The sequence below is a fragment of the Methanocalculus taiwanensis genome (genome assembly GCF_024372745.1).
Lineage (GTDB): Archaea > Halobacteriota > Methanomicrobia > Methanomicrobiales > Methanocorpusculaceae > Methanocalculus > Methanocalculus taiwanensis.
Genome location: NZ_VOTZ01000006.1, coordinates 38637 through 51928 on the forward strand (window position 1 = coordinate 38637; position 13292 = coordinate 51928).

The 13292-nt window shown below is 54.4% G+C and carries 13 protein-coding genes; 6 read left to right on the forward strand and 7 right to left on the reverse strand.

Going from position 1 to position 13292, the window contains the following annotated elements:
* Positions 1-32 precede the first annotated feature (32 nt).
* Positions 33-410 (forward strand): MreA family transcriptional regulator, encoded by a 378-nt coding sequence (mreA, locus tag FTO68_RS03980; protein ID WP_255332087.1) that lies wholly within the window; start codon positions 33-35, stop codon positions 408-410.
* Here mreA and rpiA read toward each other — a convergent pair.
* Together rpiA and surE are read right to left on the reverse strand one after the other, a co-directional pair.
* Positions 407-1069 carry a ribose-5-phosphate isomerase RpiA gene (gene rpiA, locus FTO68_RS03985; protein WP_255332088.1) on the reverse strand — a complete coding sequence of 221 codons (663 nt, stop codon included), beginning with the start codon at positions 1067-1069 and terminating at the stop codon, positions 407-409. The genes mreA and rpiA overlap by 4 nt on opposite strands.
* 28 nt (positions 1070-1097) lie before the next feature.
* Positions 1098-1889, reverse strand: a complete 792-nt coding sequence (surE, locus tag FTO68_RS03990) for a 5'/3'-nucleotidase SurE (protein ID WP_255332089.1) — start codon at positions 1887-1889, stop codon at positions 1098-1100.
* 78 nt (positions 1890-1967) lie between these two features.
* On the opposite strand from surE, the gene FTO68_RS03995 reads away from it, so the two are divergent.
* Positions 1968-2852, forward strand: coding sequence for an ATP-grasp domain-containing protein (locus tag FTO68_RS03995; RefSeq protein WP_255332090.1), 885 nt, complete (start codon positions 1968-1970; stop codon positions 2850-2852).
* On the forward strand, positions 2849-3757 hold the full coding sequence (locus tag FTO68_RS04000) for a hydantoinase/oxoprolinase family protein (protein ID WP_255332091.1): 909 nt from the start codon (positions 2849-2851) through the stop codon (positions 3755-3757). The genes FTO68_RS03995 and FTO68_RS04000 overlap by 4 nt, the downstream gene beginning before the upstream one ends.
* Before the next feature lie 44 nt (positions 3758-3801).
* On the opposite strand, the gene FTO68_RS04005 is transcribed toward FTO68_RS04000, so the two are convergent.
* Positions 3802-4410 (reverse strand): hypothetical protein, encoded by a 609-nt coding sequence (locus tag FTO68_RS04005; RefSeq protein ID WP_255332092.1) that lies wholly within the window; start codon positions 4408-4410, stop codon positions 3802-3804.
* Positions 4411-4763: 353 nt separating this feature from the next.
* Between FTO68_RS04005 and FTO68_RS04010 the strand changes: the two genes are divergently transcribed.
* Together FTO68_RS04010 and FTO68_RS04015 are read left to right on the forward strand one after the other, a co-directional pair.
* Positions 4764-5621, forward strand: coding sequence for a formate/nitrite transporter family protein (locus FTO68_RS04010; protein ID WP_255332093.1), 858 nt, complete (start codon positions 4764-4766; stop codon positions 5619-5621).
* 20 nt (positions 5622-5641) lie between these two features.
* Positions 5642-6181 carry a nucleotide-binding protein gene (locus FTO68_RS04015; protein ID WP_255332094.1) on the forward strand — a complete coding sequence of 180 codons (540 nt, stop codon included), beginning with the start codon at positions 5642-5644 and terminating at the stop codon, positions 6179-6181.
* Between the two features lies 1 nt (position 6182).
* On the opposite strand, the gene FTO68_RS04020 is transcribed toward FTO68_RS04015, so the two are convergent.
* From FTO68_RS04020 to FTO68_RS04035, 4 genes are read right to left on the reverse strand one after another with little or no spacing between them, the layout of a single operon-like run.
* Complete coding sequence (locus FTO68_RS04020; protein WP_255332095.1) at positions 6183-7781, reverse strand: ATP-binding protein; 1599 nt, start codon at positions 7779-7781, stop codon at positions 6183-6185.
* On the reverse strand, positions 7759-8733 hold the full coding sequence (locus FTO68_RS04025) for a DNA double-strand break repair nuclease NurA (RefSeq protein ID WP_255332096.1): 975 nt from the start codon (positions 8731-8733) through the stop codon (positions 7759-7761). The genes FTO68_RS04020 and FTO68_RS04025 overlap by 23 nt, the downstream gene beginning before the upstream one ends.
* A complete protein-coding gene (locus tag FTO68_RS04030) occupies positions 8730-11897 on the reverse strand; it encodes an AAA family ATPase (protein ID WP_255332097.1) in 3168 nt (1055 codons plus the stop codon). The genes FTO68_RS04025 and FTO68_RS04030 overlap by 4 nt, the downstream gene beginning before the upstream one ends.
* Positions 11894-13027 (reverse strand): metallophosphoesterase family protein, encoded by a 1134-nt coding sequence (locus tag FTO68_RS04035; protein ID WP_255332098.1) that lies wholly within the window; start codon positions 13025-13027, stop codon positions 11894-11896. The genes FTO68_RS04030 and FTO68_RS04035 overlap by 4 nt, the downstream gene beginning before the upstream one ends.
* Before the next feature lie 85 nt (positions 13028-13112).
* Here FTO68_RS04035 and FTO68_RS04040 point away from each other — a divergent pair, with 85 nt between their 5' ends.
* A complete protein-coding gene (locus FTO68_RS04040) occupies positions 13113-13292 on the forward strand; it encodes a hypothetical protein (RefSeq protein ID WP_255332099.1) in 180 nt (59 codons plus the stop codon).

A 13292-nucleotide genomic window follows, 5' to 3' on the forward strand; every position in this document is an offset into this window, starting at 1 on the left:
TAATAAATAATGATGTATACGGAGTTATTACAATGGAACCTGGAGTATTCGGAACGCTTACACCAAAACAGGAAGAGCTCGTCAACCTGCTGAATGGGATCGGGATGAAGAGAAATGTGGCAAAAGTCCTCGTTTTTCTCTCAGATCTGCCTGAGGCAAGCTCACGGGAGATCGAACGCGGCACTGATCTCAGGCAGCCAGAAGTAAGTATCGCTATGCGTGACTTAAAAGAGCATGAATGGGTGAACTGCCGGGAGAGCAAGACTGAAAATAAGGGGCGGCCGGTTAAGATCTATTCCATTGCCCTTGGGTTAAATGAGATAACCAATATCCTGGAAGAGAAGAAACGGCAGGAAGCCGAATCCCAGATAACAATGATCAACCGGATGCGCGAATGCATCGAATCCTAATATTCCTTTTTACCGACAATCAGTTTTGTCTTTTTGATATACCGGGTGAATAGTCCGGATTCGACGATCCCGGGAATACATGCGAGTGTTCTTTCGAGCTTTGCAGGCGACGGGATCTCCCTGAAGGTGCAGTCAATGATGATGTTCCCGTTATCAGAGATGACCGGGCCGTCTTTTCCGGATCCTGTCCTGATCTCCCCTTTGCCACCAATATCGGTCAGCCTCCGGAGAACCGGCATACATGCAAACGGCAGCACCTCGACTGGAACCGCACCGCTGAGGGCCTGGACGCACTTTGACTCATCAACAATCACGATGAAGGTATCTGCTGCATCTGCAACGCACTTCTCCCTGAGATGAGCACCGCCACGGCCTTTGATCATCATCAGCCCGGGATCGACCTGATCAGCGCCATCGATCGCCAGATTGAGGCGTGGATGTGCATCAAGAGTGGTGAGAGGTATATCCATTTCGACTGCCCTGTATGCAGCCTGGTGGGATGTCGGGACTCCCAGGATATTCAGGCCTTCTTCTACAATCCGTTCCTGGATGCGTTCCATCGCATACAGTACAGTGGAGCCGGTTCCGATACCGATCACATCACCGTCACGGACACAGTCTGCTGCCCTGTATCCTGCTTCCTGCTTGGCTCTATCCATATGAACAGGTATGATGTGCGTGGGGTATCTATCTTGTTATGTACGGGAACTGTTTCTGTACCTGATCGAATGCGGCAGGTGCGGTGCAGTCCAGTGTCACGGGAGTCAGCGAGATCCTGCCCTGCCGGACCGCATGGACATCGGTTCCCTCTTCGGCATCCTCGACAAAAGGACCATCGATCCAGTAGTACGGCCTCCCCCTCGGGTCGAACCGCTCCTCGACCCCGGTATGGAAGAGCTTATGTGCAAGCCGGGTCACCTCGTACCCGCCACGGATTTCGGACGGAATGTTGACGTTTAAGACATTGCACTCTTGCGGGAATCCCTGATCCAGGATTCGGGAACAGACATCCGTGACGATATGACCGATCGATTCATCTTCAAGAAGAGCTGATCGCGGATCATCGAACTTTCTCCCCTGATCGCTCACCTGGAGGGAGAAGGCAACCGCGGGCGTTCCCTGGTTTGCAGCCTCAAGTGCAGCACCGACGGTGCCCGAGGTCATGATCGACTCAAAACTGAGGTTCTCCCCGATATTGATCCCGGAGACGACGAGATCGGGTTTCAGCTTCAGGGCATACAGCCCGATGATCACAGCATCGGTCGGCTTTCCATCGACCGCGTAAGCAGGGGAGCCATTAATATTCACCTTATGCACCCGGATCGGCTCAAAGATGGAGATCGATCTCCCCACCGCGCTCTGCTGGGTGGAGGGGGCGACAACCGCCACATCAGCAATATCCGAGAGGGCTGTATATGCAGCCCATAACCCGGCTGATGAGACGCCATCGTCGTTTGTCAGCAGGACAGTCGGTTTCATGTTTATGAGTCGTCATCAGGGGGAGAAATACTCTCGTATCGGGAAACCTCTTCTCCGTATGGGATCAACCTTTTCCGCATGAAGGTACTCCTCGCAGAGTATACGCTGCACCATGATCCAGAGCTCGCACCAGAAGGCGAAGCGATGCTGAAGACGCTGAAGCGTAGTTTCGAACACCTGGGATACGAGGTTGTCTCTCCGGGAGATGGAGATTTCGGGAATGAGATCGAACGCCTTGCTCCCGACTGCCGGTATGGGCTCGTGATCGCACCCGATCATCTCCTTGCAGAATTCACCCGCAGAATGGAAGGATCCACCCATAATGTAGGAACAGACAGCACCAATGCAGCCGTCTGTGCCAATAAGCGGCTTACCGGGCGGCTTCTTGCCGAGCATGGCATCGATGTGCCACAGGAGGTATCATCCGGGATGAGGGTGATCAAGCCGATCAGGGGATCGGGATCGGTGAATGTCCGTATTGCTGATGAAGAGCCGTGTGAGGGAGAGTTTGGCCAGGAGATCCTCACAGGCGATCTTCTCTCCGTCTCGGTGATCGGATCCCGCGTTGTCGGTGATGCATGCAGCTTCTATTCCGGAGCGCCTCCATTTATTTTGGCGATCAACCGGCAGATGATCGGGAAGAATGGCAGCAGGATCATCTACTGCGGCGGAGAGACCCCGGTGGATCACCCCCGGGCAGAGGAGATTAAAGAGATAGCAAAGAAAGTGCTCACAACTCTCGGCTGCCAGGGATACATCGGCATCGATATGATTGTCGGGGACAGGATCACCGTGATCGATGTCAATCCCCGGATCACCACAAGCATGATCGGGATAGCCGAGGTGATGGAGGAGGAGATCGCTGATCTCCTGATCAAGGCATCCGAAGGCGTAGAGCTCGAGCCTGTCCATCTGAAGGGAACGGTCACTTTCGATACCCACGGAGGGATCACCAGGCAATGATCGGGATCGATATCGGAGGGGCAAACACCAAGATCGTAAACGGCGATGAGGTGATCATCCGGTACTGTCCGCTCTGGAAAGAGGCGCCTATCACTGAGATCCTCTCTGATTTTGATGGCGAGGCAGCTGTTGTGATGAGCGGAGAGCTTGCGGACTGTTTCCATTCGAAGGCTGAGGGGATTTCTTTCATCGTCAACGCGGTTCTCGATGTTCTTCCTGAGGCGCGGTTTTATGGTACAGACGGGCGGTTCCATACACATCCGGTGCCCGAACTTGCCGCTGCAAACTGGCTCGCGTCTGCCGATCTCCTCAGGGAGCGGTATGCCGGCTATGTGCTGATAGATTTTGGAAGTACAACTGCCGATATTATACCGCTCTCTCCCTTCGACGAGCTGCTGGGACAGACCGATCTCTCCCGCCTCAGGAAGGGCTATCTCATCTACTGCGGGATGCTCAGGACACCGGTTGCCTCGCTTCTTCGTTCGGTTGTAATCGAGGGGGAGGATACTCCCCTCTCGACCGAGTACTTTGCATCTGCTGGTGATGCACATCTGGCTCTCGGCCATATCACCCCTCTGGAGTATACGGTTCCGACACCGGATGGAAAAGAGGCGACCCGTGAGCTGAGCCTTGCACGCCTCGCCCGCTCCGTCTGTGCAGACCCCGACGAGATCGGTGAGGCAGGGGCAGTGGCGATTGCAGAGGCTTTCTGGAAGGCTGAGCAAAGCCTTATTGAAAAGTCGCTGAAGAGGATCGGGAAGCGGCCGCTGCTTGCCGGGGGGATCGGATCACGCCTTATACGCGATACATTCGGGGGTATTGATCTCTTCGATGAGATGGGACACTTTGCAGACGCACTCCCGGCATATGCGGTGAGAGAAGTGGCAGAACGAAAGGGCACCTGATCCCGCTCCTCCTCCCTGCCGGATTGGCTGCGATCACGGCACCCTCATCTCTCCTCAGGTATCAGTTCTTCTTCTATTCTTTCCCTATCATCTTTTTTCAGGGGGCGGGGAAATGCCCCCTTTGCGTATGGAAGGCCAAGGGCGGCGAGCAGTTCTGCCCCTTTGACAGAACGCCCCTCTGCGATGAGGCCTGAGAGGGAGAGGATCCGGGTTGGAACCGGGATACCATACATTTCTGTAGAATGGACAGAGAAGCGTGGCGCATAATTCCTGACAGTGCCCCGGTCGATCCTGATGCCAAGCGCCTGAAGCAGGCGGGCGGTTTTATTGTAGGGGTGTTTTTGGGCGATAGCAACAGCCAGATCGACGATTACAACTCCATGGCGGGTATCGGGATAGAACGGCTCATCCGCATACCAGAGTCTCCCGCACCCGGTGCAGCGGTACCGTGCCACCTTCACATATACCGGTTTTAAGGCTTCATTTTCAAGAAGGGTTGCAAACCGTTTCTGTTTGAGATCGTGCCGCCGGAGAGGGGAGGCACATACCCTGCATTGTGGGGATATGTGGGTGAATTCAACTCCATCAAAGAGGGTTATTGCCGACTGCACCATCTGTGACAGAAAGGGGGGAATCATCTGTTTCCGGACCATCAGCAGCTCACGTACCAAAGCATAGGGCACAGGGGTAGATAATCTGTGTTATAGAAAGGAGGTATTCTGCGCGCAAGCGGAAATATGCCTGAAATGGCGATCGGAATGATCGAAATCGGGGAGGCTAACTGTACGCAATATAAACAAAATGGTTAAGGTTTTCAATACAACTCACGGAACTATTTATAGTTTGCCTAAAACAGCCATTATCATTCGTCTGAATACAAACTGCTACCAGAAACTATTTAGAAATGTTTTAATATCTTACCTTAAAATCATCAACTATGCCTATTCCGAAATGATCAGTTCGTTTCGGGGGATAGGTAGGACATTTAAAAGAGGTGTGTAGAAATATGGTATTTCATCCTCCAGTGCAGATTGTTGCAAAGGCGGGAGATGCAGGCAAGTATAAGGTAGGCCTGCCCGCCTGGAACATGATCATGCGTGGATTTATGTCCGGGGCATATATCGCTATGGGAGCAGGTCTTGCTACAGTCACTAGCACAGGCGTTGCAGATTTCCTTGGCCCCGGCTTTGCAGCACTCGTTCGTGGTGCTGTCTTCCCTGTCGGACTTATTATCACAATCCTGACAGGTGCAGAGCTGTTTACCGGCGACGCAATGCTCGCTCCAATGGCTGCCTTTATCCATAAGATCAGCTGGATGCAGGTTCTGAATCTCTGGGTCTGGGTCTATATTGGAAACTTTATTGGATCTGTCGTTTATGCGTATATTATGGCATACGGCCCGTACACAAGCTGGGATGCAGCTGGTGCAGTCACCGTAAACGCCTTTGGTATGACGGCGTTAGGAATAGCCAAAGGAAAGGTATCCTATGTCGGTGGAGCCGCGATGTGGTCACTCTTCCTGAAGGCTATCGGTTGTAACTGGCTTGTCAACCTGGCTGTTCTGCTCGGTATATGCGCAGACGACGCTGTCGGCAAGTTCTTCGGAATCTGGTTCCCGATCATGGCTTTCGTCTCCAGCGGACTCGAACACAGTATCGCGAATATGATGTTCATCCCTGCAGGGATATTCGTGAATGGGCTCTTAGGTCCCGAACACGCATCCTATGTCGCTAATCTGTCCTGGGTCACCATGTGGACGAACAACGTCATACTTGTCACAATAGGCAACATTGTTGGCGGTTTATTATTCGTTGGTGTCATCTACTGGGTAGCATTCCGCAAAGAGATCGCGGCACTGAAGTAAGTAGCTGGTAGTGTTATCACATGAAGATTGGAAATATAACGGTTAGAGTGACGATCGTCCATCTGGGCGTCTTCCTCTTCTTCACCGCTATTTTCCTCTTCTCAATTTTTACATCAGGTGACTTTCGGATGCTCCTCTGGGGCATCCCGACACTGATACTCATTCTCACCATTCCAATGGCAATGAATTACATGAGCCAGAGCCATTACCGAAGCCTGCGGCCAATGTATGAGGCAGAAGCAAAGCCGATCCGGGCAAACCAGATCAGCGAGGCGATGATGGGGAAGGTCGTTCGGTATGAAGGTCTCATTGAACATGTTCACTTCAAATTCCTCAACAGACCACAGTACGTCATTGCAGATCGGACCGGAGAGGCATCTGTGAAGATGTTCACGTCCCCTGAGGAAGATGTTGGGAAGGGGGATGTGGTGGAAGTGCTTGGGTCAATTATGCGCAGGTACATCATCACCGGTGATCCGGTCATCAATTGCGTTTCCATTCGAAAGAAAGTGAAGGAAACACAGGCTGAACCGGAGAAGAAAGAGAAGAAGAAGAGATAATCTACGAAAAACTATTCTTCAGCCCTTTTCGTATCAGGTCAGTCTTCTTCATATCAGGCTGTCTGATATACCGATCAAACGCATGGATGCGGCAGCTGATCGGGAACGGGACCGAGAGGGTGCTGATCACCGCTTCTCCCCGTTCCAGGGTCTGAATCTCGCCATCCAGAGGGGTTAGATCCTGTTTGGCGCTTGATGCGATCATCTGCCGATCTGTTTTATCTGAGAGTCCGAGGACGACATAGGTGTTGATCTGGGCAAGAATCCGTGGATCGATATTCTTCGGCTGCTGGGTGATCACACAGAGGCCGATCCCAAACTTCCTGCCTTCCATCGCACATTCCCGGAAGACGGCGGTTCCCCTGCCCGGCCCAAGCACACGCTGTGCCTCCTCGATTGCAATTAAGATCTGGCCTGCCGGCTCGGTTTCATCAGCCCCAAACCCGTCATTTCTCCGCTCATTTAAGAATGTCCGCGTGAGGAGGGAGAGGATAAAGAGTTCAGACTGTTCACGCATGCCTGGGATGTCGATTAAGACCACCTTCTGTTCCTCAAGGGCTCGCCTGATCTCATTGATGGTTGATCCCGATCTCCTGAAGAAGGTGTTGTGCCGGGTCAGGATCTCAAGTTTCCGCTTGATGGACCTGAGGGAAGCCTCATGGAACTCCTTTAAGCGGCGGGCGAGCTGAGTGTTTGTACCGCTATAGCTGTCATACCAGTCTTCGGTAAAGTCGGTTGCCTGGAAAAAATCGATCATGGATGACCCTTTGATATCGCTCACCGTTTCGAGGATCTCGCTCTGCGCCTCCGAGAACTCAAAGATGGGATACAGATCGGATGGCCTGAAATCATCATATGCAATGCTAAGGGAGGAAGCCCCATACCGCCTGATCGATTCTTCGTTTCGTGTGGAGAAGATGGCAAGGCCATCTCTTCCTTCTTTGTAATGCGTGAGGCCGGGATTCTCCCCACCACCCGGTGCCGGGCGGCCCTTGAGGTATTCGCCATGCGGATCGACCATCAGGAGTCCAAATGGCCGCTCTTTCATGCAGGATGCTGAGAAGACCTTCATGAAGTTGCTCTTTCCCATCCCGGTGGTTGCAAAGACACCCATATGCTGGTTTAAGTCATGCGGATGAAGCCCGACTTTCGCAGTTGCAATGGTGCCGGTTCCGTTCCTGACCAGCCCGACCTCAATCTTCCCCATATACTGCTCCAGGAAGGCAAAATCCTCCTCTTCTGCAATCCTGACACCGGAAAACTTGGTGGGAACGGTCTTTGGGCGGCGGAAGTTGCCGTTTGGATCGAGATAGCCAAGCGGGGTTGCTTCGAGGAGGAGGAAGACATCTTCGCCGAGGTTATAGAAATGGGAAGTATGGGGGCGGGTATCCCAGTTGGCATCGGCAAAGTTGCTTGCATGCTGCATGCCGGTCACTTTTGCATAGAAGGTAAATTGCTTCTGGTGATCATGGATTGCCAGCAGATCGCCTAAGAAGATCTCGCTTGTGTAGGGGACCGCACATCGGTAGCTTGAGTGCGTCTGGCCAATCAGGCGGAATTTTGCTGCATCGGCTGTATCAATATCGATTAAGTTCGTCATGGTAATCTCCAAGGATCTCTTCGTATCCAACAGAATTGATCGACTGGGTCGAACATCCGGCGATGATATCGTGCCTGATCCGCTGCACCTGGTCAGAGCGGATCACCGCCTGGCGATGGGCATCCATCAGGGGGTAGGGATACCCGACCACCCGCCCGTCACCTGCATAGGAGGCGAGTGCCGAAAAGACGGCGGCAACCTCTTGTTCTGAATAGTCATCCGGGACCGTCACCAGGAACGCCCGCTTTGCACGGGGATGGAGGCAGGCGACATAGCCCTCCTCTACCTTCAGGTACCAGGGCGGCCTGATGCCAAGCTCTCCTGCAGCTCTCATCGCCGAAGGGACAATCGGATGCACCCCGTCCCAGGTGGCGCCTGCGTTCTTCGTCACGGCGGCAAGGAGGAGGCCGCGTTCCCGGCAGGTCTGTTGAATCTCCGCAAGGATCGCGGTGTGTGAGGGGTGTTCCGCATAGAGGGCGCCATCAAGGAGGAGGAGGGTGCCGGGCTCGGATGTGCGGGCGGCGATTGCGGCGAGTCCGTACTCGATGGTGTCACGGAATGCCGCCTCTGCTGCCAGGGTGTTTCCTTTTTCAAGAGATGCATCCGGGATTCTCCCGAAATATTCCGAATAGAGCTCGGCATAATCCTCATCCTGCCCCTCGCCGATCCTAAAGATCCGCCAGGAGGTGAGTTTCAGACTATGCCTCTCCTGGTTTTCATAAGCGGGCATTGCTCCCCGGCATGCGATCAGGTTGAAGAAAGGGGTTGAATAGACGGTTGCATTGCTCCCGTCAATTGCGGTAATGGGGCGATCTCCGGCGGGTTCGATCGGGATGAAGTCAGTTCTCAGGATATGTTTTTCAGAGAGAAACGATTCGCCATCACTCTCTCCACCCCGCCGCCTGATCTCGGCAACTACCCGGATTAGATCCTGGATATAGCTGCCGTTCACTGCTCAACCTCCACTGCAAGACTGGTAAGATCGGGCTGTTCTTCCACCCTGATAACGGTCTGGCACTCTTCCTGCACCCCTTCGATATGGGAGATCAACAGGATCTGTGGGAAGTATGGCTCCTGTTTCCTGAGGGCTGTCACCAGGTTCCTCCTCCGCTCCTCGTCCTGGCTCCCGAAGATCTCATCAAAGATCAGGACAGTCGCATCCCGGATACGATGGGTTGCCGCGATATGGCGCGAGAGGGCGATCCTGAGTGCAACGGCGATATCATCCTGTTCTCCACCTGAGAACCGGGATGCAGGATAATCTTCGCCTGCCTCATGTACCCGGATTGAGAAGTCGTCATCGATGGTGACATACTCGTACCTCCCGTCTGTGATGAGGGAGAGGATCTCCCCCACCTCGCCTTCGATCCTGCCCCGGACAGAGCCGATCAGGTGCTCGGCAAACTGTTTCATGATCGTGCCTGTTGTTTCGAGGAGGGCTTTTTCAGAGAGGAGCCGGGACTGTTCCTTCTCATATGCTGCTGCTTTTGCGATTGATTCCCTGATCCTCTCCCTTTTCACCCGGACACCACCCAGAAGACCGGTGATCTCGCGTATCCGAAGATTGCACCCCTTCTTCTCTTCCTGAAGCGATTCCAATCTCCGCCTTATCGCCTCAAGCTCCTGCGGGGCAGATCCATACCCTGCAATCTTCTCTTCGATTGTGGCGATCGCGGTCTCCTGAAGCGACTTCTCTTCCGAGATCCGCCGTATATCAGCTTCAATGAATGGTATCCTCTCGATCCTCCCTTTCAGGGAGAGGTACCGCTCATGGTTTTCGGTTGCGCATTCCAGCTCATCCTCGGCTTTCCGATACCCCGGTTCATCAAAACCGATGCCGTTGATCTCCTCCTGGATTGCAGCAGACTGCCGTTGTATCTTCCCGATCGCTTCTGCATCAGCTGTGAGGTTCTCTTCAAGCGCCTCTCTCCCCCGGGCAATAACCGAGGCTTCCCGGAACTCCTCATAGAGTGGTTCAAGCGCCTTCTGAAGAGAGTCGATCTCCCGGAGAGCATCTTCTGAATATCCGGATTGTGTGCGGAGGAGAGAGACCTCTTCCATCCGTCCGAAGAGGCACTCAGCACGGACCGCAAGCGCTTTCTGTTCTGCCTCAATCTCAGGTACCCGCCTGAGTACGCCTGCGATCTCATCCCTTTTGCGGGTGAGTGACTGATACTCCTCAACCAGGCTGTTGATCTCATCGGCACTGATTTCAGCAACATTCAGTGCGGCGATCGCCTCACGTTTTTCAAGGACGAGCGAGTCGAGGCGTTCCATCTCCTTTGTGCGCTCCTGTATCTGCGCCTCGATCCCGGCAAGGGTTCGTTCCGCTTCGATACAGCGGGTGATCTGATCGTCCTTCTCTTTGATTGCCAGATCGGTCTCTTTGATCCGGAGTTCGCATGAGGCGAGTGTGGTTCTCTTCGATTCCAGATCAGCTGCACATCCCGCTATCTGATCGAGGAGGCGGGTGCGGGCATCGCCATACCGTTCCTTTAATGGCTGGCCGCAGGTCGGGCAGCTGCTCTCCTCCCCGGCAGCGTCGAGTTCCGTAAGATGCCGTTCTGATTCGCAGTAGGCGGCCTCTGTATGCTGAATTCCTGATCTGAGTGTGGCAATCTCGCCGCGGATCAGTTCAGCGGTCTTCCGTGCTGCTGCCAGATCCCCGGCTGCTGCCTCCTTCTGCTCTACGCGAAAGAGAAGGGGGGCGGCTTTCTCTCGCAGAACTCGTATATCCGTATCAATTCCCTGGATCTGATCCTGCAGGAGCAGACACTCCTTCTTCAACCGCTCACCCTCATTGAAACGCTCAGATAGCGCCAGGACTCCGTTTTTGGATCTGATCTCATCATTGATCCGGGTGCATTCGGCTTCGAGTGCTGCGAGCTTCTCCTGCTCTGCCTTCAGCGCCTGCACCTGCTCCTTCAGCACACGGATCTCTGATTCAATCGATGCAAGCTCCTCTCCTGTTCTGTGATATGCTGCCTGTGCCTCTTCAAGTGACCGGCGGCGGGCAAGCAGCTGCTCCCGCTCTGCCGGGACATGGGCATGGCGTGAGAGAACTTCTTCTGCATCCCTGGCACGGGCAAGCTGCTCTTTTAGCCGGGACTGTGAACGCGAGAGCTCCAGAAGCCGTGCACTGGCTTCATTGAGGCGGGTTATGGCATCCCGGTGCGCCTCCCGTGCCTTCCGAAACGCAAGAGCACGGGTTTTGATCTCTTCATAGTGGCCCTCCTGCACCCTGGCTGCCTCGAAATGCACCAGATCATCCCTAAGCAACAAGAGTTCTTTCTCAGCTTCTGCCAGCTGGCGGCAGAGTTTCAGAAGCGCCTCCTCTCTCCCAGCTCTATCTGAAGTGAGTGTGGAGAGCTCCTGCATCTTCTTCTGGAGCATCTCTTTTTCTGCGGCATCTGCCATCTCAGCCGACTGGAGCGCCTCGAGTGCGGCAGTTGCGTCTGCAAGGGCAGCAGTATACTTCTTCTCCTTCTCCTCCTCCAAAACATCAGTCTCCTGGAGGTGATCGGAGTCGATCTCCTCAAGCCTCCCGGAGAGGGTTGCAATCCGATCTTCGAGTCCCCGGATCTCTGTCCGGATAATCTCCCATGATGTCTCACGGATCCGCTCGATCCCAAGCGCCCGCATGAACCAGCGTTTCCGTTCGACAGGATTCTTATCGAGAAGCGCGAGCAGATCCCGCTGCGGGGCATAGATGGTGGTCCTGAAGTCAGAGGGGCCCATCCTCAGGATCTGCTGCACAGCTTCCCGCACAGGGCTGACGCCGGTTGCGATCAGCCGCCCGTCCCCGAAATGGAGCTGCGCATCATGGTGGGTCGTCTGCCCTTTCCGGAAAGACCGGACGATCGTATAGGCATCCCCCCCTGTCTGGAAGGAGAGCCGGACCTCGCACTTCTCTTTGGGTCCGGCACCGGCGCTCACCACATAGTCGGCATCAATCCCTGAGCCGGAGATCCCGTAGAGTGCAAAGACGATCGCCTCCATGATCGTACTTTTTCCGGCTCCGTTGCTCCCGACGATGGCAGTGATCCCATCCCTGAAGGTGAAGGCCTGGTGCAGGTACCGCTTGAAGTTCTTCAGTGTCAGCTCGTCGAGGATCATTCGGTATCTGCCTCCTCAACAATCGAGGAGAGGATGCCCAATCCCTTCCCCAGGATGAATGACTCGGTCTTCTCAGAAAGCCCCCGGCCTTTCACAAATGCCCTGAATTCTTCCTGGATATTAAACGCCGAATCGCTCTGCCTCCGTTCCGGGACAATCTCGCCGGGGGAGAGGGTTTTGATCCTGAGATCGAGGACGGTCTCCCGGATGCGTGCCATCTCCCGGCCTGACAGGGCGCGGGCTGTTTCCTTTCTTATCCCCTCAATGGTGATCTGTGCCATCGGGGGGGTGTGTGAGGTGATTGCTTCTATACGCGCCTCGATCTCCCCGATGATCTCACCGGCGGAGAGCTCTTCTGCCTGCAGGGAACCGAGATCGATCATCGGGGTCTTTGGGAGAGGGAGAGGGTCTACTGTCCTGCGTCCGGTATTGACAATGAGCCCGCCTTTCTTCTCATGGATCTCGCCGTAGGTTACGTGCTCGATTGATCCCGAGTACCAGGCATAGGGCCCCACCTGGCACTGGTTATGGTAATGTCCAAGGGCGATATAGTCGAAATCGGCTGTCGTCATGGTGGCATCGATCTCATGCTCGGCTACTGTTGCCAGCCTTTTTTCGCTGATGCTGCTTGCAAGGCCATGGGTGACCAGCACGTTATTGTGAGCAGGGGAGCGTTTTACCTCATTGTATGCCTCCCGGTACTGATCCGGGTTGAGCATGTTCGGGATTAAGTGAAAGATCGTATCCCCGCACTCGACGGACTCATACCGGAACCGGTATGCCATATGGACGGTGCCGGGATGGTACTCAAAGAGGGAGAATGGCGCGCGGGTATACCGGGTCTTTGGGATACTGTGGTTCCCTGCGATCATGATCAGGGGGATGCCGGCATCCGAGAGGAGTTCCAGCGCCTCGAAGGCGGTGACATAGGCCTGTGTCCGCGGCTTCACCGAGTCGAAGAGATCGCCTGCGTGGAGGAGGGCATCGGGGCGTTTTTTGCAGATCTCCTCGATTGACTGGAGAAAATTATCATAAATCTGCGTCTCCCGGAGGTTCATGCCGGTCTCTGGATCAACACGGGAGAAGGCGGCGACACCGAGATGGGTATCGGCGATATGGATGATCTTCATTGATCGTATCTTGAACCTCCAGAGAATTAAGTGCTGGGAGTGGAGGGTGAAAGTAAAAGGGAAGGCGGCACAATGATCCTGTACCATGTCACAACGTGCAACAGATGCACTCTTTCAGTCACTCTTTCTCCTGACCGATATCAGGGTGATGCTCCGGGAGACAGCACCCCTCCATCAGCTGAGTGCTGAAGAGAAGGAAAAAGCCGGGAAACTGCTGAAAAGCGTAACCCGCCAGATCGAGATCCTTAAAGAGGAGCTGATCTGA